General features: G+C 61.1%; 18 protein-coding genes. All 18 read right to left on the minus strand.

The genetic code is table 11. From position 1 onward, the window contains the following. Window positions 1-17: 17 nt before the first annotated feature. The 18 genes from NCS67_RS09905 to rfbA all read right to left on the minus strand — a co-directional run bounded on the left by NCS67_RS09905 (window position 18) and on the right by rfbA (window position 22,635). Window positions 18-1,154, minus strand: a complete 1,137-nt coding sequence (locus NCS67_RS09905; RefSeq protein ID WP_250435039.1) for an FAD-dependent oxidoreductase — start codon at window positions 1,152-1,154, stop codon at window positions 18-20. After that, window positions 1,151-2,173, minus strand: coding sequence for a glycosyltransferase (locus NCS67_RS09910; RefSeq protein WP_250435041.1), 1,023 nt, complete (start codon window positions 2,171-2,173; stop codon window positions 1,151-1,153). The genes NCS67_RS09905 and NCS67_RS09910 overlap by 4 nt, the downstream gene beginning before the upstream one ends. A gap of 20 nt (window positions 2,174-2,193) precedes the next feature. After that, window positions 2,194-3,474, minus strand: coding sequence for a hypothetical protein (locus tag NCS67_RS09915; RefSeq protein WP_250435043.1), 1,281 nt, complete (start codon window positions 3,472-3,474; stop codon window positions 2,194-2,196). A gap of 268 nt (window positions 3,475-3,742) precedes the next feature. Beyond that, window positions 3,743-4,945, minus strand: coding sequence for a glycosyltransferase (locus NCS67_RS09920; RefSeq protein WP_250435045.1), 1,203 nt, complete (start codon window positions 4,943-4,945; stop codon window positions 3,743-3,745). Between the two features lie 3 nt (window positions 4,946-4,948). Beyond that, window positions 4,949-5,830, minus strand: coding sequence for a glycosyltransferase family 2 protein (locus NCS67_RS09925; RefSeq protein ID WP_250435046.1), 882 nt, complete (start codon window positions 5,828-5,830; stop codon window positions 4,949-4,951). Window positions 5,831-5,853: 23 nt separating this feature from the next. Further along, window positions 5,854-7,881 (minus strand): capsular polysaccharide export protein, LipB/KpsS family, encoded by a 2,028-nt coding sequence (locus NCS67_RS09930; RefSeq protein WP_250435047.1) that lies wholly within the window; start codon window positions 7,879-7,881, stop codon window positions 5,854-5,856. 148 nt (window positions 7,882-8,029) lie between these two features. Next, the gene (locus tag NCS67_RS09935) at window positions 8,030-9,523 is read right to left on the minus strand and encodes a mannose-1-phosphate guanylyltransferase/mannose-6-phosphate isomerase (protein WP_250435048.1); all 1,494 of its coding nucleotides are present in this window, start codon (window positions 9,521-9,523) and stop codon (window positions 8,030-8,032) included. Between the two features lie 48 nt (window positions 9,524-9,571). Next, window positions 9,572-10,525: a glycosyltransferase family 2 protein gene (locus NCS67_RS09940; RefSeq protein ID WP_250435049.1), complete on the minus strand. Its 954-nt coding sequence runs from the start codon at window positions 10,523-10,525 to the stop codon at window positions 9,572-9,574. Window positions 10,526-10,568: 43 nt separating this feature from the next. Further along, on the minus strand, window positions 10,569-11,183 hold the full coding sequence (locus NCS67_RS09945; RefSeq protein WP_250435050.1) for an acyltransferase: 615 nt from the start codon (window positions 11,181-11,183) through the stop codon (window positions 10,569-10,571). Then, window positions 11,167-12,423: a glycosyltransferase gene (locus tag NCS67_RS09950; protein ID WP_250435051.1), complete on the minus strand. Its 1,257-nt coding sequence runs from the start codon at window positions 12,421-12,423 to the stop codon at window positions 11,167-11,169. The genes NCS67_RS09945 and NCS67_RS09950 overlap by 17 nt, the downstream gene beginning before the upstream one ends. 18 nt (window positions 12,424-12,441) lie before the next feature. Further along, window positions 12,442-15,669: a methyltransferase domain-containing protein gene (locus tag NCS67_RS09955; RefSeq protein WP_250435052.1), complete on the minus strand. Its 3,228-nt coding sequence runs from the start codon at window positions 15,667-15,669 to the stop codon at window positions 12,442-12,444. Between the two features lie 156 nt (window positions 15,670-15,825). Beyond that, window positions 15,826-17,667: a glycosyltransferase family 2 protein gene (locus NCS67_RS09960; RefSeq protein WP_250435053.1), complete on the minus strand. Its 1,842-nt coding sequence runs from the start codon at window positions 17,665-17,667 to the stop codon at window positions 15,826-15,828. 52 nt (window positions 17,668-17,719) lie between these two features. Then, window positions 17,720-18,466 carry an ABC transporter ATP-binding protein gene (locus tag NCS67_RS09965; protein ID WP_284504065.1) on the minus strand — a complete coding sequence of 249 codons (747 nt, stop codon included), beginning with the start codon at window positions 18,464-18,466 and terminating at the stop codon, window positions 17,720-17,722. Window positions 18,467-18,476: 10 nt separating this feature from the next. After that, window positions 18,477-19,259 (minus strand): ABC transporter permease, encoded by a 783-nt coding sequence (locus tag NCS67_RS09970; protein WP_250435055.1) that lies wholly within the window; start codon window positions 19,257-19,259, stop codon window positions 18,477-18,479. 63 nt (window positions 19,260-19,322) lie between these two features. Further along, a complete protein-coding gene (locus NCS67_RS09975) occupies window positions 19,323-20,261 on the minus strand; it encodes a glycosyltransferase family 2 protein (RefSeq protein ID WP_250435056.1) in 939 nt (312 codons plus the stop codon). A gap of 36 nt (window positions 20,262-20,297) precedes the next feature. Further along, complete coding sequence (gene rfbD / locus NCS67_RS09980; protein ID WP_250435057.1) at window positions 20,298-21,197, minus strand: dTDP-4-dehydrorhamnose reductase; 900 nt, start codon at window positions 21,195-21,197, stop codon at window positions 20,298-20,300. Window positions 21,198-21,205: 8 nt separating this feature from the next. Further along, the gene (gene rfbC / locus NCS67_RS09985) at window positions 21,206-21,757 is read right to left on the minus strand and encodes a dTDP-4-dehydrorhamnose 3,5-epimerase (RefSeq protein WP_250435058.1); all 552 of its coding nucleotides are present in this window, start codon (window positions 21,755-21,757) and stop codon (window positions 21,206-21,208) included. Then, entirely contained in the window at window positions 21,742-22,635 is an 894-nt protein-coding gene (gene rfbA / locus NCS67_RS09990) for a glucose-1-phosphate thymidylyltransferase RfbA (RefSeq protein WP_250435059.1), read from the minus strand. Before rfbA ends, rfbC begins: the two co-directional genes overlap by 16 nt.

The following is a 22,635-nucleotide window of genomic DNA, read 5'->3' on the forward strand; positions in this document are numbered from 1 at the left end:
GATGTGTTGAGTAAGGATCAACGGACGGGAAGAGACACGGCATCGAGTCTTTCGAGAACGTCGAACACGTTGTCGATTTTCCCGCCGAGTATCGAGAAGCAGCGCGGCATTTGCGCATGCCGTTCGAGCAGGATTGGACGTCCGTCGTCGCGTTCGTTGTTCAAGAGCACGCTCTTGATTTCGAACAGCGAGTCCGCGTACTGCGCATCCTCGAGGATCGGCAGATAGCGCGCGCTATCGCGCACCATGCGGTCCACCCTGCTTACCTTCGAATAACGCTCGAGCATCTCTTCCGTGTCGAATGCGTCGTCTTCGATCCATTCGACATGAGGCGTGTATCGCACGTGAGAGAGGCTGTGCAGCCCTTTCGAAGGAAACGGCATGAACGAGAAGAACGGGCCGTCCATGACCGTAACGCCGATGTCCTCCAGCGCCCGTGGCGGCTTCATCAGGGCCATTTCGGTGACCTGATGCTTGAGCCCCGTGCTTGCCTTGGGAAAATCGCCCGACAGACGATTGATTCTACTGTAAGTGCAATTGAACACCCATTGCGCATCGATCGGCCAGTGCTCACCCGTCCTCACGTTCTCCACGATCGCGCCGAGCGCGTCGGCCCGGTTGCTCAGCGAACGAACTCTGGAGTTGAAGCGGACATCCACGTTCAGTTCCTTCATGCGCTGCGCCATGAGCTCGCGCAGAACGAGAGAATCGAACGCGTATTCCTGCACCGCGTAGACGCTGCGAATCAGGCGTTTCTCGAACAACGCGGCATGAGCCGGCGACGCGAGTTCGAGTTGCGCGCCGATGCTGCGGCAGAAGCGCTCGAACTGTCCGGGCGCGACGTTGGAATTGCTGGCGATCGCATACAGCTTGACGAAATCGGACCTGACCGCCGGCCCGAACTGCTCGACGAAGCGAGGAAAATTCACCCGGCTACGAATGCCGGTCGTCACGCTGCGCGGATAGTGATAGCCGTTGTGCACGCGCGCCTGATTGGTGAACGAAGCCCGCGTCATCAGCTGTTCTTCCTGCTCGAGCACGAGCACCCGCGAAAAGCCGCGCTGCTCGCGGAGATAGCATGCGAGCGCCGCGCCATAGAACCCGCCGCCGATGATCAGCGCCTGTTCCTCGACGGCGCGACGCACCTCGCTCATGGAGCATTCTCCGTGGGACTTTCCTTCGCGTCCGACAAGTCGCCATGAGTCTCGATGTTCAGCCTCCGGCGACCCGACATCTCCGCGCTCGTGAACTCCTGCGCAATGTGGTACGCGGGGCCGTCGCTGCTGGCACGCGCGACATTGAGCAGATATTCGCCCAGCACGAGCATGACGAGCGACAGAAGAAAGAACATGCCCGATTGCTGCAGGGACAACGTGACCCACCCCGGCGCGACATCTGACTTGAACATCGCGATGAGCAGAACGTACGCGGAATATATGACGTTCGCGCCGGCGCCGAAAAGGGTCAGCGCCGTCACGAGCCGCATCGGCACGCGCGTCGTCGAGACCAGCAGCCGCATGCCGCGATCGAAGCCATCTTCCAGGCGCTTGACCGTCGCGTCGGTCGGCGCGCTTCTGTACCGCAGGCTCTTGCGTGCGAATCCCGCTGTCACGGGCAGATGCCGGTAACTCACCGCGGGATGCTGATGCCGCAACAAATGATGCACGACCTTGCGGCTCAGCAGCCGGAACGGCGGCGCGTCGCGCTCCAGGTCGATACCGGACAGGCGTCGGTAAAGCACGTTGAACACCGAGGAGCAGACGCGATAGGCGAACGTGCGGCGCGGCTTGGTCTCATTGACGGCAAGGACCACGTCAGCGCCCTCGCTCGCCGTGCGCAGCATCTCACCGATGAAATCGATCTGATCCAGAAGCGGATCGATGATGGCAACGTAATCCCCAAGCGAATGCTCCACGCCAACGGACGCCGCCGTGTCCGAATCGACTTCCTTCGTCAGAGTGAAAACCTGGAGATTCGGAATACCGCCGACGCTCGTCAGCTTTTTCAGCCGGGCGACGGATTCGTCGGTGGACGCATTATCGACAATGATCAATTCATGATCGCGCGCGAGAGACGCAACCGACGCGGATATTGCACGAATCATACTGTCCAGGCGACTGTCGCAATTTCTCGTCAGGACGACAACCGAGAGAAAAACGGGCAACTGTTCCATCGTCGTTTCAGTATTCGTTGTCAGTTCTGCAATTCATCGGCATAAGCACGCTTTGCGGCGTCAGGCGCCTGGCCAATACGCTTGCGCAACCGGCGCAGGGATGGCGCGATCGCCGAGCAGTACTGCAACGCGAGAATGCAGAAACCGATGCCGATGGTGGCCGAGAAAATGTCCCACTCATACATGAAGTGCCACATGATGTGCTGATAAGCGAACACGTACCACGATACATAGGATATCGGCGCCCATACGAACACCAGCTTTTCCAGTCTTGAAAGACGCTGGAAACGCACTAACAAGGCGATGGTTGCGATTGCGAAGACGTTGCCTTCCGTGAGCTTCCATTGGAAAAACCAGGGAAACACGAACGCGGTGTCGCCCATTCGGCCGCGTATCGTGTCAAAGAACTTCGTGGTGAACGGCAACGGAACGCTGTCGAAGCTTGCGGTCCGGTGAGTCAGCGTCGAAAACGCGAGTTCTGCGCCAACGCGCAAAGAGCTTCGGCCGATCGCATGGCAGACGATCAGCACGTGATCGAAGGCGGCGATGAGAAAGCCCAGGCAGACGGATGCGAACACGAAAACCGCCACACGGATGACCTGTCGCGGCGAACCGCGCAGAAAACATAAGGCCGCGAATACGGAGTTGATCGTATAGACCGTCGCGAACTCATAGCCGCGCGAGAAATTCAGGAATGAAAACGCCACGAAGCCCGCATAAAGCACGCGATTCGACCATCTGCCGGCGGCGAAAGCGCTCCACGCGAACGGCGCATAAAACACGGCCGTTATGAAATACAGGTTCTGTGAGAAAAACACCAATCCGGCCATCGATGACAACAAGATCGGCACGAGCGGCGCGCAATTCAAATGGTACTCTCTTGAAATTCGCCGGAAAAAGACGCAGAGAATCAACGCGAGCAAAAGCGCATTCAACATACGGAATGCGCCCAGGAAAATGTCGATTTGCTTTTCCGTTTTCAGACCGAGGCCACGCGCAACCAGCGAGGCAGCGTAGCCTTGCAAGGCGAGATTGGCGAGATAAGTCCTCGTTCCGTCCGGATAATACGCGAAGTCTTTATCTGCATAACCGCGCGGAACGATCAGCAATACACCCTTGTTCTCCGTGCCGAGAATCTCGTTTTTTACTTTATCTCTAATTAGATACTCAGAGAAAGAGTCGACAATGTCGATATATTTTCCATTGCCATCGCCTACATCGTGGCGCAATCCGGCCGGATTAAAAATAAAGATCGTCGCAATAATGATCGGGAAGAGCACCAACCAAGCCAGCCGCTGCATGAAAGCCCCTATAGATCTCTGAATTCGGCCGTCCCGACGCCTCGAAGCGTGCCCGAATCTCGAAATTATATCAGCGACGCCCGGATCATCTAAAAAACAAGCTCTAGTCTGCGGCTGAAGCGACTCGACTCCAGAGGTAATAAATACTTAAGGAGTCCAGGATAAGCGGGTAAATTCGAAAGAGCACCCATCATTTCGTCGCTATGCAGTTATAGCGACACGGGTGCCCTCTCGTGTATGAGTTCAACCGGAACAGAAATGCGTACGATCAGATACCGACCGCACGTGCGTCGTTTGCGGTTTCCTCGGCGATGCGCGGCGGCGACGGTACATAGATCTTCAGCGCGCGGTGCGTGTAGCCGAGCAACGAAATATGTCCTTCGGACGAACCGCATACAACATAGTCGAGATAACTGTTGCTCCAGCGCAGCGAATGAATGCCACGTGGAATTCCCTCGAATTCGCCAAGATAAACGCCGATGGCCGGACGCGACTGCGATGCCCATATATCCTGGAGCATCGGCAAATAAAGATTGTCCGTGCCGAACAAAAGCAATTCGGACGGCGCGTGTGCATTGATCAGTTGTCGAACGCAATCGCGGTGTTGCGGAACGAACTGAATTTTTCCCTTCGAATCGAGCGCAAGAATGACATGCGTCGACGATAACGTCGAGAAAAAGTCGCTCGCGCCCTGTCGCAGTTTCTCAATCATCACAGGAAGGCGAAAATCCCTTCCGGCATGCAGCGACGCATTAAAACGCCTCAATTGCGCTGCACGGCGGACTTCGTTCGTCTTTCGCATATTGACGACATTGTCGTAAGACGAGTTTTGTCCGGAATGCACGCGATGGTAATAAACCGCCTTCGGCACGTGCAGCAGCGGCGCGATCTCCGACACTTTAAGCGCGACGTCCCAATCCTGAACGCCGTCGGTGCCTTCCGCAAATCCTCCCACGCGATCGATCAGTTCCTTCCTGATGACCTTTAAATGCGACGCGACCATATGGTCGAGCAGATTTTCCGCGTGCGTCCGCGTTTCACGCAATTGAGGCTGCCCGCCGTACGGACGCGCGCGCTCTTCGCCAGCCTCTTCATTGATATCGATGCGGTCGGTGAACACATATCCGGCAGGCGTTTGTTTCAGCGCATCGGCCACGGACATCAATGCGTCAGGCATGAGCCAGTCGTCGCAATCCAGAAACGCGATGTACTCCGCAGTGGCCGCAGCCACGGCAACGTTTTGCGCGTGACAGATTCCGCCATTCTTTTCCAGCGTGATGACTTCGACGGTCGGAAGCTGCGCGGCGAGTTCCGAAAGGATCTCCTTCACACGCGGATCAGGCGACGCATCGTCCACGCAAATGATTCTTTGCGCGGCAAAAGTCTGAGCCGCTGCGCTCCTTATGCATCTTTCCAGATGATCCGCGTGATTATAGACGGGGATAATAATATCGATTTGAGGGCCGGCCATAATCTACTTTGCAAACGACAACAGATAATTGACTTCATCGTGCGCCAAAGCCGGCGACGGATTCACCGCGTCTACCGTGCCAAAAAAACGCACGTAAAAACGGTTGTAATGCTCGAGCAGGCTCTTTTGCGATTCATCGTCGAGCGGTGCGCCCATATTCCGAAGATGCTGTATCGCCCGTAGATATGACAGCGCCATCGAACGTCCGTCCTTGCACATATTCGAATCGTGCTGCCGATACACGGCGCCGACAAAGTCGGAATATGCAAATCGAGCGCCGGTCGTTGCAAGCGTGACCCAGAAAATCCAGTCCTCCTTGGCTCGCAGTTGCTCGTTGAAGCGAATCGCGCCAATGGCGGACGCGCGGAACAGACCGCAATGAATCGGAATCGTGAGGCCGCGTTCCCAATACTTGACGAACGAAGACGGATCGTATTCGAAACCGGCAATCGTCGAGACACCCAGGCGCCAGAAGCGGGATCGGCTCGCGTCGCACATCACGAATTCCGTGAGATGGACGTCGATCGACGGATCGGCCTCCATCGCCTCGATCTGCAAATCGAGCTTGTTCTGTGTGACGAGGTCGTCGGAGTCCAGGAACTGGATGTACCGCCCTCTCGCCGCATCGAGCCCGGTGTTGCGGGCGGCGGGCAAACCGCCGTTCGCGCGCGAGATCACCCTGACTTCCTGACGCGGCCCTTCGGATCGAATCCGGGCCAGGCAACGACGCGTCAGCGAATCGGTAGATCCATCGTCGATGATGAGCACCTCGTGATGCGAAGAACACGACGCATTGACCGATTCGACAAGGTCGGCCAGGTACTGGCCCTGGTTGTAACAAGGAACGACCACGCTGACCAAAGGCTGAGTCGTCTGCTCCTTCATGTTTCGTTGCTCCAGATTGTCACTCATGCCGCAACGACTCGCTTGATATAGCCGTCCAGTTCGTCGAAGCTGTCCAGATTCAGCATCGTCCGGCAGCGGGACAGAAGATTGGTTGGCCAGACGTCTGTCGTGCCGGCCATGCGAAGGTACGCGGCCAGCGCGGTTTCGTCGGATTCCGGATCGAATCCCGTCGTCGCCTTGAACCATTCGACGTCGAACAGCGGATGCGGCGTTCTGTTCTCCCGGGATCCGTATTCGATGTAGTGCAGCAGCGGATTCACCTGGCTCTCGGCCAGATCCGGATAAACCCAGAGATAGAAGCCGGCATCGAAGAACGCGCAGGGATTGCGTCGCTCTTGCGCGCCCGCTTTGAGGAAGTGCTCGATCGGGTCCGTACCGGCTACAGCGATGTCCTCGTATTGCGACAGATACCAGTCGCGATCGAAAAGCCCGCTTTTGACGATGATTTCGTACTCGCGGCTGCCCGGCGAGCCGAAGGGTGCCTCGACCGGCACGGGTTGCTCAACGACTGCGACCTGTTCCGGCTCGGCGGGCTGCTCAACGACTGCGGCCTGTTCCGCTTCGGCAGGCATATGCGCGCCGCGCAGCCTGCGCGCCAGGTATCTCGCCGGTGCCAGCACACGCCAGCTTCGTGAGTAGCGGATCTGGTCGAAACGCGCTTGCCATGCCCGCGTTTCGTTTCTGCTGGCCGTCAATTCCGCCTCGGCGCGCGCCACGTCGGCGCGCAGCGAATCGATGATCTCATCGAGACGGCGACGATCGTCCTCGAGACGGCGGCGATCATCCTCGAGGTGACGGCGATCCTCGTCGAACTTGTTGCGCTCGGCCAGCATCTTTTCGAATTGCCCCGAGATTTCGGTCGACGCGCGCGTCAGGTCGTCGCTCGAGGCAAAGCGATTCGCCGCCGTCTGCCGTCTCAACTCCGCGAGCTCGCTCGCGATCTGCTGCACCCGTTCGTCCAGAAGCGCTACCTGTGGAAGATGCGGCGGCCGATCCACGGCGAATTCCATCACCTTCGACGAGCCGTCCTCCGATGCGCCTCGGAACGTCGACACGACTTGCGGCCATCCCGCCGCGACGAACGCGTGCCGCACCTTGGCGGCGATCTGCTCGCTGCTTCGGGCATCGAAGCAATATCGCGTCAGGAAGTAGGCGATGAACCGGTCACGTGTATCAGCAGTAACGGCCGTTTTCCCGTCGAACACCGAGGAGACGTCCTCGATTCGGGCGATACGCTCGGCCGCCGCGTTGTAGTCGCTTTCGCCAAAAGAGAAGACGGGCTTGCCGTGTAGAAGCGCTTCGAAGCCGACACCCGAATTGCAGCAGAGCACCGACCTGGCGCCGGCCAGACACTGATGCACGGACGCTTCCGTGATCGTGACGAACGGCGCATCTCGCAGCTTCTCGAGCGCGCTCTCCATTTTCTCGTCGGTACACAACGGATGACGCTTGATGACGAGCGCCTGACGGCGCTCCTGAGCCGTGCGTACTGCCGCGTCCAGCACATCGAAATAATCCAGCCGCGACAGCTTCAGCACCGTGTCAGACGTGATCTGAAGCGGAAAAAAGACAAACCCGGAAGGCAGATTCGAGACCGAAATGCTCGGCTGTGGATACTTCGATACGTTGCGCCCGACACTTTCTTCACGCGCCTTGCGCACGATCCGCCGAGCCTCTTCGAGGTCCATCTGCTGCGCCTGCGCGTACATGTCCCCCGAATGCGCGATTTCCGACCAGCCGGAGTAGCCGCGCCGATCGAAAGAGAAGTAATACGGCAGCGGGCCTTCCTTGATGCGCCAGACATTGGGCGCATCGCCGACGGAATGGTAGGAGAACAGCACGGAATTCGTCGTGCGTGGAACGAAGTCGTCGCCGGAGCGGACGTACTTCGTGTGCACGACCGCATCGAGATCCGCAAGTATGCCGAACAGGTTTGCGACAAAGAGCCGGTGAGGCTCTCCCACGAGCGGATGCTCGCACCAGGCCGAGGGAACCTCGACCTCCACCCACGGAGAATATTGTTCGTTCATTGGCGTGCGACGTGCGAATACGGATCTTTTCTGAAGAAAGTATTGTATCCAACCGTACACGACCTCGTCTCAATAAACTCGATTCGCGCAACGCCGCCGGCTCAGAAGCCGGCGGCGGATTTTCTGCGAGCGAACAGCCGGCGGGAAATCATGCCCGCCCGTAGTGATCCTCGAATCTGACGATATCGTCCTCGCCGAGATAAGCGCCTGATTGCACTTCGATCATTTCCAGCGGCAACTTGCCGGGATTTTCGAGCCGATGCTTCTGTCCGAGCGCGATATACGTCGACTCGTTTTCCGCCAGCAGGAAGCTCTCTTCGCCGCGCGTGACGCGCGCCGTCCCGCGCACGACGATCCAGTGCTCGGAACGATGGTGATGCATCTGCAACGAAAGCCGCGCCCCTGGATTCACGACGATGCGCTTGACGTGAAAGCCCTTCCCTTCATCGATCGAATCATAGTAGCCCCACGGCCGATAAACCTTGCGGTGAAAATTAGCCTCGGTGCCCTGCTCGCTTTTGATGCGCGCCACGATCGCCTTGACGTTCTGCACGGCCGAATGTTTGGCCACGAGAATCGCATCGGGCGTCTCGACCACGATCAGATCGTCCGTTCCGACGCACGCGATGAGGCGTCCCTCCGAATGCGCCAGCGTATTCGATGCCCCTTCCAGCATGACGCGCCCGCGTGTGACGTTGCCGGCGGCGTCCTTCGGCAGGGCCTCCCAGACGGCGTCCCACGCACCTACATCGGACCAGCCCGCTTCGAGCGGCACCACGGCCGCGAGGAACCCGGAGCCCGGCTCGGTGATGCGTTCCATGACCGCGTAATCGATGGACTGCGACGGGCACGCCTTGAACGCCTCCACGCCGACACGAAGGAAGTCGACGTCGTTCGTTCTAGCGTTGAACGCATCGACACAGGCAGCGTGAATCAGCGGTTCGAATTGCTCGATGGCCCGCAGCCACACCGACGCGCGCAGCACGAACAAGCCGCTGTTCCAGAGGTATTGTTTCGAGTCGACATATTGTTGCGCCAGTTCGCGCGATGGCTTTTCGACGAACTTGTCGAGCTGATGCACGTTGCGCTCGTCCAGTTGCGGACCCACGCGCAGATAGCCATATCCGGTCTCCGCGCGCGTGGGCACGATCCCGAGCGTGACCACATGCCCTTCGCCCGCGAACCGGACGGCATCCGCGACGCGCGCCCGAAACGCGGCTTCGTCGGTCACGGCGTGATCCGCGGGCATGACGACCATGATCGCGTCGTCGCCGTTCCGCACGAGCGACAGCGCCGCGAGCGTCAACGCGGGCGCGGTGTTTCGTCCGGCAGGCTCGAGAATGATCTGCGCGGGCGCGCCGCTCTGCCGAAGTTGCTCGGCCACGTTGAACCGGTGATCTTCACCGCAGACGACGATGCCGTGCGACGCCACGGGATGGCTCGCGCTCAGGCCATCGAGACGCCGCGCGGTCGACTGGAGCAGGGAATCGTCGCCGAGCAGGCCGATGAGCTGCTTCGGATACTGTTCGCGCGACAGCGGCCACAGACGCGTGCCCGCGCCGCCCGCCAGAATGACTGCCTGTACCGGAAGACGATCGGCGTGTGCGTCTGCTTTGCCGGAGACGGAAGATGAAATGCTCATGCTTGTTACTCGAGATGGAGGCGCGTCGGCCATGGCCGACGCAGCCAATCAAGCCGGCGAAACGGACTGGCGGAAAACCGCGGCGCGCTTCGCATCGTTTGCGTATTCGTAGAATGCGGTGCGTGTCGCAAAGGCAGGACGAACAGTCTGGAAAAAGCAGAGCATGTCGCTCATCTGCTTGTTGCGCAGCACCGCCGTAAACGCTTCGAAATCGCGTTCGCCGAATTCGGGCGATAGCAGACGCGGTCCCGACTGATGCAGCGCATCGGCGATCACGGCCGCGATTTCGACCCGCACGCGAGACAGATCTTCCTTGATCGTATTGCCCTGATGCACGCGATACACGATGTGCTCTTCATCGAGATCGAGAATCACGTTGCCGAACTCGAATGCGAACATCAGGAAGTCGAGATCGTGACAGTAGCGCAGCGGCTGGAAGCCGCCGGACGCCTCCCACAAGCGCCGCGAAAACACCATGTTGGACGTGGTGGCGACATAGTTTTCGTTCACCAGCGACAACTGCGGCAGACCGTATTTGTCGAGGAACGATTTCGAGCGCGCGAGCCAGTCCACGGCGACGCCGCCGCGCTGACGGGCGCCATCGTCGTCCATGATGCCGACGCCGCCCGCGATCAGATCCGCCGCACCGCGCTGCGCGATCAGTTCGCGGCAGCGCTCGAGCTTCTTCGGCGCAAAGAGATCGTCGGAATTGAGCACCGCGACGTACTGCGAACGGCTCACGCCGATGGCGCGGTTGATCGTGTTGTGCGCGCCGGCGTTTTCCTGCCTGAACGTGCGCGCGCGCGGCGTCTTCGCCAGCACGCGCTCGGCGATCTCGAAGCCGTTGTCGGACGAGCCGTCGTCGATCAGAACGATTTCATCCGCGGGCGAAGTCTGCTCGAGCACGCTTTCGAGCGTCGACTTGATGTACCGGCCGTGGTTGTACAGCGGCACCACGACCGAGATGGATGGCCCTTCATTCTTCTTGAGGAACTTGAACATAGAGATATCGGAACGGGCGACGCCACCCGTTCGCGTCGAAAAACTATTGGATGTCGGTATCGAAGAACGGGAAGTACCTCGACCGGTAACGCAGATCGCGGGATCTGTCCTTGATATAGCGCGCCGGATTGCCGCCGACGATCGTGTATGGCGCAACATCGCGCGTCACGACCGCGCCGGCGCCAACCACCGCGCCCTCGCCGACGGTGACGCCCGGACAGATGATCGCGCGCGCACCGATCCACGCATGATCGCCGATGACCACGGGCTTGCACAGACAGACGAAGTCCGGGTTCTGCGGATCGTGCGTCAGCGTCTGAATCAGCGTGTAGTGCGAGATGTTCACGTTATTGCCGATCTTGAGCGGGACCCGCCCGTCGAGATACGTGTAACGGTTGATCACCGTGTTCGAGCCGATCTCGATGTGATACCCGGTCACGAAGCAGCCCATCGCGATACTGGAATCGGCGCCCATGCGAACCATGCAGAACCTGCGCAGGAACCAGTGCCTGATGCCGTACGGCATCCAGTTCATGAAGAGATGATTGCCGAGATAGAAACACACGGCCGGCTTGAAGCGCCAGCGCAAGAAGCGCCATATGCGTCGAACGCGTTCCACGGCTCTTGCTGCCAGCGAAGGATTAGCGACGTTGCTCACGGACCACCTCCTCGATGACTTCTTCGTAGCGCCGCACGATGTCCGCGAAATCATAGGACGAGTAGATCTTTTCGCGTCCGCGCTTGCCACGCGAAGCCCACTCGTCGCGGTGATCCGCCATGGTTTCCATTGCCTCGACGAGGCGTGGCGTGATGCCGTAGGCGTGCGGCGTATAGGCCAATAGATCGAGTTTAACCGAGTCGAGATCGGCGGTATCGCCGTACTCGTTGGGAATCAGGATGCCGATGTCGTCATCTTCGATGACCTCGGCGGACGCGCCCGTGTCGGTGAGGATCATCGGCTTGCCGTAGAACATCGCCTCGTTCATCGCGATGCTCCAGCCTTCGATGAAGGACGGCAGCAGAAACGCGTCGGCGATGCGATGCACGTCGGCGACGTCGGCGATGTAGCCGGGCATCAGCATGTGCTGTTCCAGCCCTTCGCGCCTGATGAGATCCTTGAGCGCGTCGACGTGCGGCGCGAACACCGGGTTGCCGACGCACAGGATCTTGATGTCCTTGCGCTTGGCCACGATGCGCTTCATCGCGTCGACCATCACGTAATGGCCTTTGTGCAGGTTGTACGAAGCGACGTTCGCGAAGACGTAGTCCGTATCCGCGATACCCAGGTCCGCCCGGCGCAATGCGCCAGGCTTCTTCTCACGCGCCTCGTGCTCGCCGATGATGAGGCCGTTCGGCACGGTGATCACCTTTTCGGGCTTCACGCCGAGCCGGGCGGCCGCATAGCGCGTCGCGTTCCTCGACACGGAGATATAAAGATCGACGTACTTGTCGTTGTCGGCGAAGGCGCGGGCCTGCTCCGCCGAAAAGAACGCGTACACGTTATGGATGAAGGTGATGTTCCTGATGCCGAACTTCGCGAACAACGGATATCCGACGTACGAGAAATGCGACATCGCGAGATCCGGCCGAATCTGCGAGAGCAGTTGGCCATAGGCCTCGAGCGTGCCGCGCTCCGGCAAGCCGATCACGCGCAGACCGGCCTCCCGCGCGACGGCGCCGAGATGTCCGACCTTGCCCGAGGTAACGATCGTCACGTCGTAGCGGTCGCGATTGAACGCGATCGCCGAATCGAGCACGACTTTCTCGAGCCCGCCCTTATCGAACGACGCGAGTTCGATCAAAAGCCTGAGCTTGCCCGGATCGATGTCGGGCCGCTCGTAACTGATCGGTTGCGGCTTCGGCGCGAACAGTCGCTTTACAAGATTGAGTACGGTCATGACTTGAGGCAAAGAGACTTAGTGGGGAAGGAAACGCAGTCCGCGTTCGTCGACCGTACTGCCGAGGCCAATCGATTCGAGCAGTGTCCTGAAACACTCCGCCACGGTGCGGACCGAGAACTCCGCGAGCGCGGCATCGAATCCCGCATCGGCGATACGTTTCCAGAGTTCGCTGTCCTCATGCAGGCGCACGATCTGATCGGCCATCTCCTGCGCCGAATCGCCCTCGAGAACGTGCTCGCCCGCAACGAGCCCCATGCCTTCGCTCGCCACCTTGCTGAGCACGCATGGAACGCCGTGAAGAAGACTGGACACGACTTTTCCTTTCACGCCGGCGCCGAAACGCAGCGGCGCCACCGACAAACGCACGTGATCCAGAACCGTCGAAAGGTCCTCGACGAATCCGACGATGCGCACGCCGTCTTGCGGCGCGTCGAGTGCGGCGATGTCCGGTGTGACATTGCTGCCGACCACTTGCAGTTGCGCATCGGGCAGACGCCGGCGCACGAGCGGCCAGATCTCCTCGACGAGCCATTTGACTGCGTCGATGTTCGGCCGATGAGCGAAACCTCCCACGAAAACCACGCCTCGCCGCTGCTCGAAAGCGGTCGGCGCGCGCGTGGGCAAACGCGGAATCGGAATTCGATGGACGTTGGCTGCCGGCATGAGCCGCTTGACGATGTCCAGCTCGACGTGGCTCACCACGGTCGTCGCATCGGCGACACCGATCGCGTGCAGCTCCGCCCGGCGCACCTCGAGCGCATGGGCGAGCGCGGAAGCGGAACGCTCGAGTATCGCCGACCGCTCTTCGCGCAGGAAGTGCAGATCGACGGTGCTGAAAACGAGCTTCGCCTCCGGCGCCACGCGACGTACGGTATCGACGAGATGGCTAGCAACGCTGATTCGCTGAAGCATCACGACGCGGGCGGTCGCGGCCTCGCGCGTGACGATTTCCTGCAATGACACCATGCCGTTCGCGACCAGCACGCGGAAACCCCAACGGCGCAATGCGTCGGCGTACTCGCGCGGCTCCGATTGCTCGAACGCGGCAACGAAGCTCACCTGATAACCGAACGCCTGGAAGATCCGCATGTACCAGAAAAGGTCTGCCGATCCGGAATCCTGATCGGGCTTCGGCACGAATGCGTCGACGATCACGATCTTCGGCCTCGCCGCCAGCGGCAGAATATCGTTCGTTCCCGCATAGTTGGCGAAAACCGTGTCGAATCGCTCGCGCAGGCGCCAGCGCTGATACGCGTCGTCCCAGCTGTCGCGAGCCGGTGCGGGAATGGTTGCGGATTCGCTTACGAAGGAGAACCGCGCGAACGGCTGGCAATACGTGTGGACGCCCTCGCCCGCCAGCAACAGCGCGAGTGATGCGATGCCCGCCTCGAATGGCGCGCCCTCGATCAGCTGCGCCGACAGTTTGCGCCAGAGGTCGGCGTCGAGCATCAGGATGCCCGGTGATGCCGCAGTCACGCGCGCAACCGAGGACATGCGGGAATCGTCGTTCGCGTTCGCAATCAGGCGTCCGTCCGATGAGATACCGGAACCTGCGGCGATCACATTGCCGCTCGTGCCGAGAAGCGTACCTGTGACCGCGCCCGCGTCCGGGAACCGCTCGAACAGCTCGAGCATGTCATCCAGCCAACCGGGATGAGCAGCGAGCCGGTCCGACATGAGAACCAGATACTCGCCTTGCACCGCGCCGATGGCGTCGCGAACGTTCGAAATGTAAGCGGTGGCATCGGTGGCGTCGCGTACCGGCACGCCTCGCTGCGCGGCGGCCGGCACATTGTCATCGGCGATCACGACGACCTCCGTCGCCACATTGGCGAGCGTCGCGCTCAGCGCGCGCAGGCTCGCGTCGAGCGTCGTCGAATCCTTCGAGGCGATCACCGCGATGGTGACGCGCGGACGCGCTGCCTGCCGGAACGGCACAAACGGAACGTCGCGCCAGTCCGTCGTCGGCGCAGCCGAAGCACGCGTGACTTGGGCGCCGACCGAAGGCGGCGCGGGACGACGGCCGAGCAGCACCGCGGCGCGGGCCTTGGCCGGACGCAGAATGCGCGTGCTCACGGTACGCACCGGTTTCGTGATCCGCCATGAAAAGGAGGCGCGCAGCGCGTCGATCTCGGCATGCAGCGCGCGGTTTTGCGTGCGCAACGCGTTTTCGGTGTCGGTCGGGAGCGCACCGCCGGGCGACGCGGCGGCAGAGATATCCGAGGCGCGGTCGCCGTGCGATGCGATCTTCCCGAATGCATCGGAAAGCGCGACCAGCACCTGTTGCTGTTGTGCGAATTCCGAGTCGCGCTTCTGACGGTCTGCGGTCGCGCGCTCCAGATCCTGGTTGCGCTGGACGATCACTTCGTTGAGACGCACCGTCTCGCTCGTCAGGCGGCCGATGTCGGCATCCCGCGTCACGACCGCATCGGTGAGACGCACGGTTTCCGCTGTCAGATGGCCAATTTCGTTGGCGCGCTGCATCGTCTCGTTCGTGAGATGCGCGATCTCCGCGGCTTGCCGCGTCATCAGATCGCTGCGCGACTGGTCGTAATCGTGAAACGGCTTGCTAGCGTCAAGCTGACTTCCCTCGATCTCGGGAAGCGCGCCGTTGCTTGCAAGTGCGATGAAATAAACCGGATCGCTCGACAGATCGGACAACTCGCAAACACCGTCTTCCTTCAGCGTCCAGCATGACGGCTCGCCCAGCGAGGTGGAACCTTCGCGAACGATTACGGACCCCGCCCCGGCTTTCTGGCCGAACAACGCGACCTTGCCGAAGCCCGTCTCGAGCAGGCGCATGAACTCGGCGCGATCCAGTTCGCGGACGTGATACGCATTGGGCGATGATCCGGGCGGCGAATAGACCGGGCGATTCGGCGTCGAGACGATCAGAAGACCCCCGGGGCGCAACACGCGCACGACTTCGCGGATGAACGCCTCCTGCTCGGCGAAGTGCTCCAGCGTTTCGAACGACGTCACGACATCTACCGACGCGTCGGGCAGCGGGATGCGCGTCGCACTGCCGGCTTCGAAGCGAAGGTTGTCGCTGACGTAGCGCGCTTGGGCGGTCTCGACAGCGCGATCGTCGATGTCCACGCCAACGACGCTCTTTGCCCCCTGCGCGAGCATCGCCGAGCCGTAGCCTTCGCCCGACGCGATATCGAGGACATCCTTGCCTTCGCAGAGCTTCAGTGCGAAAAGGTAGCGGTGATAGTGCTCGTACTGGATCGGACCCTGCACCTGAGGAACGTAGCGTTCTCCCGAAAACAGATCGTCTGCGTGCTGACTTCCGAAACGAACACGCTTGACTGGACTCGTCATAAATAATGCCCTGGCGCGGCTCTTCCGCCGCCAATGTTGAAATAAAAGCGATTGCTCGCTATGCCCATGCGGGCACTAGCCGCATTGCGCGACCCTCGGCGGAAATGCCAGTGAGAAGACCGCCCCGCCTCCCAGCGCGAGATTCGGATTGTAGAACGGGTCTTCCCGGACCTTCGACTTCCATCGCTCATGCATCCATGCCGCTTCCTTTCCGAAGCGGGCAGCGTTCGACGATGTCATGTCGCTGCCGCGCGATGCCGATTCGTGATGGTACAGTTCGGCGAACGGAACATAGAGGTTCCGATACCCCGCCGCGCCAAGCTTCAAGCAAAAATCCACATCGTTGAATGCAACGGCCAGATGCTCTTCATCGAGTCCGCCGACTTCCTCGTACAACGCTTTCCTGACGACGAGACACGCTGCCGACACGGCCGATAGCTGCTGCGCCAGGACCGCGCGGCCGAAATAGCCGCGCGCGCCACGCGGCAGCATATGGTGCAGGTGTCCGGCCACGTCGCCGATGCCCAGTAACACGCCACCGTGCTGCAGACGGTCGTTCGGATACCAGAGGGCGGCCCCGACCGCGCCCGACTGCGGCAGCGCCGCGTAGCCCACGAGCGTTTGGAGCCAGTCCGGCGAAATCACTTCGATGTCGTTATTGAGCAGGCACAGGATCGAGCCCCGCGCACGCGCGACGGCCTGATTGTTCAACGCCGAATAGTTGAACGGCGCGTCGATGCGCAAGACGTTGATCTCGGGACGCCGCTCATAACGCGCGAGCAAGTCGAGCGCTCGCTTCTCGCGAGAGCCGTTGTCCACGATGATGATTTCGTACGCGTCGTAGCGGGTACGCGTCGTTACGCTCTCGATGCAGCGCTCGAGCAACTCGGCGCGATCCCGCGTCGGAATGATGATGGAGACCAACGGCGCCGGCTGCGGGACCGCGAAAGTCACGCGCAACATCGTAGAGTCGGGGGACAACTGCCGGACGTCGGCCTCGAACCCGGTGCGGACCAGATGTTCCGCGACCGACCGGACGGACGCCTCCCTCGCATACGGTTTGACGTCAACGCGCGCCGACGTGCTCTCGGCCGTCATCCGCCAGTGGTACAGAACGTGGGGCACATGGATTACAGCGCCGTCGCCCGCGCGCTCGACGCACCGCAACACGAGATCGTGATCCTGGCTGCCTTCGAACCCCGGCCGGAATCCGCCCACTTCCCGCACCAGGTTCGTCTCGAACACACCGAGATGCGAGAACATGTTCTGACCGAGCATCAGCGCCGGATTCCAGTCCGACTTGAAATATGGCTCGACACGCAGGCCGTTCGGCGCCAGCTTGTCCTCGTCGCTGTACAGCATCCGGGCCGACGGATTTCGCTCCAGGTACATGGCGACCATGCAGAGCGCATGCTCCGGCAAAACATCGTCGTGATCGAGCAGCGCGACGAACTCCCCCGTCGCCATGCTGAGGGCGTCATTGCTCGCGGCGCAGATATGGCCGTTGAACGCGCGGCGCATCACCTTGATGCGCGCGTCGCCACTTGCGTACTCGCGCAGAACGGCGCTCACGTGCGGCGCGGTCGAGGCATCGTCGGCGATGCAGAGTTCCCAGTGCGGATAGATCTGCGCACGCACCGACTCGATCATTTGCCGGAGGTATGTTTCAGGCGTATTGAATACCGGCACGAGAACCGAAATGACGGGCCGCCGGTGCAATGCGCGAACCGCTTCGCCGAGGGCCTCGCGCTTGGCATCGTCGAGTGTGTCGTAGCGTTCGACCCATGCGCGATAGTCGGTGGTGTCGTCGCGCGCCGCCCGATTGCGCAATCCCGCGAGACCTTCCCGGCGCCACACCGCCCAGCCGGCGCGCAGCGCCGGTATCACGCCGCCACGCAACGTGATGGCATGCTGCAACGCGCGCAGCGATCTTTGCGGTATTTGCACGAGGGCGGTAGTCCGCATGGGTTCAGACCTGCGCTTCGTACGCCGAAACCACTTCTTCGGTCGGACCGAAGGCGCGCACGCGCCCGTGGTCCATCCACAGCACCTTGTTGCACATGCGGCGGATCTCGGCGTTCGCGTGCATCGCCAGCACCACGATCTCCGAGCGGTGATGCAGGTCCTGCAGACGCGCCTTGGCCTTGTTCATGAACGACGCATCGCCGACGCCCATGACTTCGTCGAGCAAGAGGATGTCGGCATCGACGGCAGTCGAGACCGCGAAGGCGAGACGCACGCGCATGCCGCTGGAATACGTGCGTAGCGGAAGATCGAGATAGTCGCCAAGTTCGCAGAAATCCGCGATCTCCTGCTGTTTGGTCTGAATCTCGCTATCGCTCATGCCGAGCAGCAGCCCGCGCAAGCGAATGTTCTGAAGACCGGTCGAGTTGTCGTCCATGCCGAGGCTGATGTCCAGCAGCGGAACGATCTTGCCCTCGCACGACATCGTCCCGCTGGTCGGCGCATAGATGCCCGCCATGATGCGAAGCAGCGTGGACTTGCCCGCGCCGTTGTGGCCGATCAGGCCGATACGGTCGCCGCTTTCGAGCCGCAGGTCGATGTTGTCGAGCGCGCGCACCACGATCACGCCGTCGTTGTCCTCGGCGATGGCGTTGCGTCGGCCCATGCGCATCACCTTCTTCTTCAGGGAGCGCCCTTGTACATCGTAAATGGGCAAATCGAGCGTTGCGCCCTTGAGTTCTATGAACGCCATGATGTTTCTCTCAAATCCAGTACGGGATGCGCTTCAGATAGCGGCTCGTCAATGTCAGTGCGATCAGCCAGCCGACCACAGCCATGCCGACGCACACGCCCCAGGTCAGCAGGCTCGGCACCTCTCCGATGAGCGGCTCGCGCACCAGGCTGAGAAGATGGGCGAGCGGATTCCAGTCGACGATGAACGAAAAGCGCGTCAGCGAATTCGGGCGATACAGCACGGGTGTGACATAGAAGGCGATCTGGATCAGCGCCTGAATGATCTGCGGCAAATCACGGAAGCGCGCCGACAGGAGCGACGCCACCATGGCGATCCACATTGCGTTCAGCACGTAGATCGCGAGCGCGGGAATGAAGATCGGGAGCGTTTCCCAGCTCTTCACGCCGTACACCGCGAGCAGGACCACGACGATCACGAAATTGTGCGTGAGGATCACCAGGTTTCGCCACACGACCTGCAAGATGAAGATGAGCTTCGGCGTCGAGGCCTGTCTGATGTACGTTCCGCTTACGATGTAGGCATTGCTGCCCTCGGACACCGTGCTGGAAAGCATCGTCCACATGACGAGGCTGATCGACAGAAACGGCAGATAGTCGCTCATCTTCTGACCGAACAGCGCGCCGTAGACGACGCCGATGGAACCGATCATCACGCCCATGCTGATGGTCAGCCAGAACGGGCCCAGTCGCGAGCGGGCGTAGCGCTGCCTGACCTCGAGCCAGCCCAGCAGAGTCCAGAGCCGCCATGAAGCGATGCTTCGTTTCAAATCGACAAGTGCGAGATTAAGCATTGAGTATTGAAAGAATGACAGTAGTTGCCGTTTTCGACGGCTCGAAGAGCTTGCAAAGAACCTTCAGCGCTCGCGCAATGCGCCCATCCGGCCGGTCAGCCCGTGCCAGATGCCCAGCACGGCCATGCGCAGATGGTGAGCGCGCGGGCGCATGAACAGCCCATAAATTGCCAGACGCACGGGAAACTTCACGAGTTCCGTGGACTTCCAGCTCCACGGAATATAGCTTCGCCGGATCAGCGCTACGGCATTACGAAACAAATAGTAGTGCCGCAACGGACTGTGACTCGGGTAGGCCCGTCCGAAGATGACGACCGGCTCGCCACCCAGCGAATGCTGCAGACGCAACGCCGGTGCGCCGAGCACGGCGTATCCCTTGGCTCGAGCGCGAATGCACCACTCAAGATCGACGAAGTCGATGAACAGCTCGTCCTCCATCGGGCCGATATCGCCCCACGCCGCCAGGTTGATGCACGAGCCCGATGTGATCAGAAAATCCACGTCGATCGGCTGCGTGCCGACGGGCGCGACGCGTTGCAGCTTCCAGTACCCGAAGCGCACAAACGGTGCGACTCCTCCGAGCCGCGCGTCCTCATATGCGGGGCCGATCAGCGCGACGCGCCCGCCCCGCTCCAGTTCTTCGTCGAGCGCGCGAGGCAGCGCCGCGAGCAGGTGTTCCGAAGGCTCGCTGTCCTGGTCGAACAGGAGCGCGCTCGAGCATCCCATGCCGATCAGCACGTCGACGCCCTGATTGAGCGCTGTCGCGATGCCCAGATTCGCGCCATTCGCGACATGCACGATCCGGGAATCCAGACCGAGTGCCTCCGCCGGGGTCGCGTTTTCCGTGTTGTCGACCACGACGCACGGCGCGAATCGGGCGAATCGATTCGCACGCTTCACGCAGTCGCCGTCGGGCCGATAGAAGACGACGACGATACCCGTACGCCGTTCGCCGTTATTCACGTCGATCCACGATTCGGATTCGGAACGCTGCGACGCCATTGCGCGCGCAACCCTCTGCCGCTCGACCGCTCACACTCATGACGCGCCGCCCGCCATGCACAAGCGCAGCGCTTCGTCCCACGCGGGCAAGATCAGACCGAATCGCTCGGCGAGCTTGTCATGCGACATGCGTGAGTTTGCGGGACGCTTCGCGGGCACCGGATAATCCGCGGCGGGGATGGGCAGCACCTTCGGCGCCCCCTCGCCCATTGCGACCGCGAAGATCGCCTGCGCGAACCCGTGCCACGAGGTCGCCCCGGAGGCCGTGAGGTGATAAATGCCCGAATGCTTCGACCACCAGTCGGCGGTATCGGCGGCGATGCTTTGCGCGAGCACGTGAGCCGTGGCGGCCGCGATCGTGTTGGACCAGGTCGGCGCGCCGATTTGATCCGCGACCACGCTCAGTTGATCGCGCTCGGCGCCGAGCCGCAGCATCGTCAGGAGAAAATTCTTGCCACGCGTGCCGTACACCCAACTCGTGCGGAAGATCAGATGGTCGCAACCCGAAGCCGCGATCGCCCGCTCGCCCGCCAGCTTGCTCTTGCCGTAGACGTTCTGCGGGTTCACCGCGTCGTCTTCGACATAGACGCCGTCCTTCGTGCCGTCGAACACGTAATCGGTCGAATAGTGAACCAGCGCGGCCGACAGACGCTTCGCCTCTTCGGCGAGGACGCCGGGCGCTTCGCCATTCGCGCGCATCGCCGCTTCCGCATCGCTTTCCGCCTTGTCGACCGCGGTGTAAGCGGCCGGATTTACGATCAACGACGGCTTCACTTCGCGAACCACCTTCCGGATTGCGTCGAGATCGCCGAGGTCGAGCTTGTTGCGGTCGAGCGCGACGACCCTGCCGAGTCCCTGCAAAGTGCGCGCGAGCTCGAAGCCAACCTGACCATTCACGCCAGTCAGCAGGATTGTTCGCTGAGAATCTTGAGTCATCGCGTCGCTCACTCGAAACACTCGGCTTCGCCCAGACGCTTCCCCGCCGCGTCCTTCGCCGCGAGCATCGGCTCGAAATCGATCGGCCATTCGATGCCGATCTCCTTGTCGTTCCACACGATGCTGCGTTCGAACTCGGGAAACCAGTAGTCCGTCGTCTTGTAGAGGAACTGCGCCGCATCCGACAGCACGACGAAACCGTGCGCAAACCCCGGCGGCACCCACAATTGCCGATGATTCTCCGCCGACAGATTCACGCCCACCCACTTGCCAAAGTTCGGCGAACTCTTGCGGACGTCGACGGCGACATCGAACACTTCGCCTTCCACCACGCGCACGAGTTTGCCCTGCGCGTGCTGAATCTGATAATGCAGACCGCGCAGCACGCCCTTCGCCGAGCGCGAGTGGTTGTCCTGCACGAATTCGACGCCCGCCTCGACGTGCTCGGCAAACTCGCGAGCGTTGAAGCTTTCATAGAAATACCCGCGCGCATCGCCGAACACCTTCGGCTCGATGATCTTGACTTCGGGCAGCGCCGTAGCGGTTACTTGGATGGCCATGCGACTTGGTCCTTCGGAAGATTGAGCAGATATTGACCGTAGGCGTTCTTCGAAAGCGGCTTCGCGAGCTCGAGCAGTTGCTCGTCGCCGATCCACTTCTTGCGATACGCGATTTCCTCGGGACACGCCACCACCAGCCCCTGACGCTTCTGCAACGTCGCGATGAACGTGGCCGCGTCGATCAGCGAATCGTGCGTACCGGTGTCGAGCCACGCATAGCCACGCCCCATGATTTCGACATTGAGCCGCTTCTCCGCCAGATAGCGAGAGTTCACATCCGTAATTTCGAGTTCGCCGCGCGGGGACGGCTTGATATCCGCCGCGATGTCGCACACCTGATTGTCGTAGAAGTAAAGACCCGTCACCGCGTAGTTCGAGCGGGGCTTCGCGGGCTTTTCTTCGATCGACAGCGCTCTGAATTGCTGATCGAACTCGACCACGCCATAACGCTCGGGATCCTGCACGTGATAGGCGAACACCGTTGCGCCATCGGTACGGGCACTGGCCGCGTCCAACTGCTTGACGAGATCGTGTCCGTAGAAGATGTTGTCGCCGAGAATCAACGCCGACGGATCATTGCCAACGAATTCCCGCCCGATGATGAACGCCTGCGCAAGCCCGTCCGGCGACGGCTGCACCGCGTACTGAATGTTCATGCCCCACTGGCTGCCGTCGCCGAGCATCGACTCGAAGCGCGGCGTGTCTTGCGGTGTCGAGATGATAAGCACATCGCGGATGCCGGCGATCATCAGCGTCGACAGCGGGTAGTAGATCATCGGCTTGTCGTAGACCGGCAGAAGCTGCTTCGACACCGCGTGCGTGATCGGGTAAAGCCGCGTGCCGGACCCGCCGGCCAGAATAATGCCCTTGCGCGCCAT

The sequence above is a fragment of the Caballeronia sp. ATUFL_F2_KS9A genome, assembly GCF_023630765.1.
In the GTDB taxonomy this organism is placed as follows: domain Bacteria; phylum Pseudomonadota; class Gammaproteobacteria; order Burkholderiales; family Burkholderiaceae; genus Caballeronia; species Caballeronia zhejiangensis.

Bases quoted from the DNA above. Each gene is read 5' to 3' on its own strand.
- NCS67_RS09905 (WP_250435039.1), bottom strand. From the start codon at position 1,154: ATGAGCGAGGTGCGTCGCGCCGTCGAGGAACAGGCGCTGATCATCGGC.
- NCS67_RS09910 (WP_250435041.1), bottom strand. From the start codon at position 2,173: ATGGAACAGTTGCCCGTTTTTCTCTCGGTTGTCGTCCTGACGAGAAAT.
- NCS67_RS09915 (WP_250435043.1), bottom strand. From the start codon at position 3,474: ATGCAGCGGCTGGCTTGGTTGGTGCTCTTCCCGATCATTATTGCGACG.
- NCS67_RS09920 (WP_250435045.1), bottom strand. From the start codon at position 4,945: ATGGCCGGCCCTCAAATCGATATTATTATCCCCGTCTATAATCACGCG.
- NCS67_RS09925 (WP_250435046.1), bottom strand. From the start codon at position 5,830: ATGAAGGAGCAGACGACTCAGCCTTTGGTCAGCGTGGTCGTTCCTTGT.
- NCS67_RS09930 (WP_250435047.1), bottom strand. From the start codon at position 7,881: ATGAACGAACAATATTCTCCGTGGGTGGAGGTCGAGGTTCCCTCGGCC.
- NCS67_RS09935 (WP_250435048.1), bottom strand. From the start codon at position 9,523: ATGAGCATTTCATCTTCCGTCTCCGGCAAAGCAGACGCACACGCCGAT.
- NCS67_RS09940 (WP_250435049.1), bottom strand. From the start codon at position 10,525: ATGTTCAAGTTCCTCAAGAAGAATGAAGGGCCATCCATCTCGGTCGTG.
- NCS67_RS09950 (WP_250435051.1), bottom strand. From the start codon at position 12,423: ATGACCGTACTCAATCTTGTAAAGCGACTGTTCGCGCCGAAGCCGCAA.
- NCS67_RS09965 (WP_284504065.1), bottom strand. From the start codon at position 18,466: ATGGCGTTCATAGAACTCAAGGGCGCAACGCTCGATTTGCCCATTTAC.
- NCS67_RS09970 (WP_250435055.1), bottom strand. From the start codon at position 19,259: ATGCTTAATCTCGCACTTGTCGATTTGAAACGAAGCATCGCTTCATGG.
- NCS67_RS09975 (WP_250435056.1), bottom strand. From the start codon at position 20,261: ATGGCGTCGCAGCGTTCCGAATCCGAATCGTGGATCGACGTGAATAAC.
- rfbD (WP_250435057.1), bottom strand. From the start codon at position 21,197: ATGACTCAAGATTCTCAGCGAACAATCCTGCTGACTGGCGTGAATGGT.
- rfbC (WP_250435058.1), bottom strand. From the start codon at position 21,757: ATGGCCATCCAAGTAACCGCTACGGCGCTGCCCGAAGTCAAGATCATC.
- rfbA (WP_250435059.1), bottom strand. From the start codon at position 22,635: ATGGCGCGCAAGGGCATTATTCTGGCCGGCGGGTCCGGCACGCGGCTT.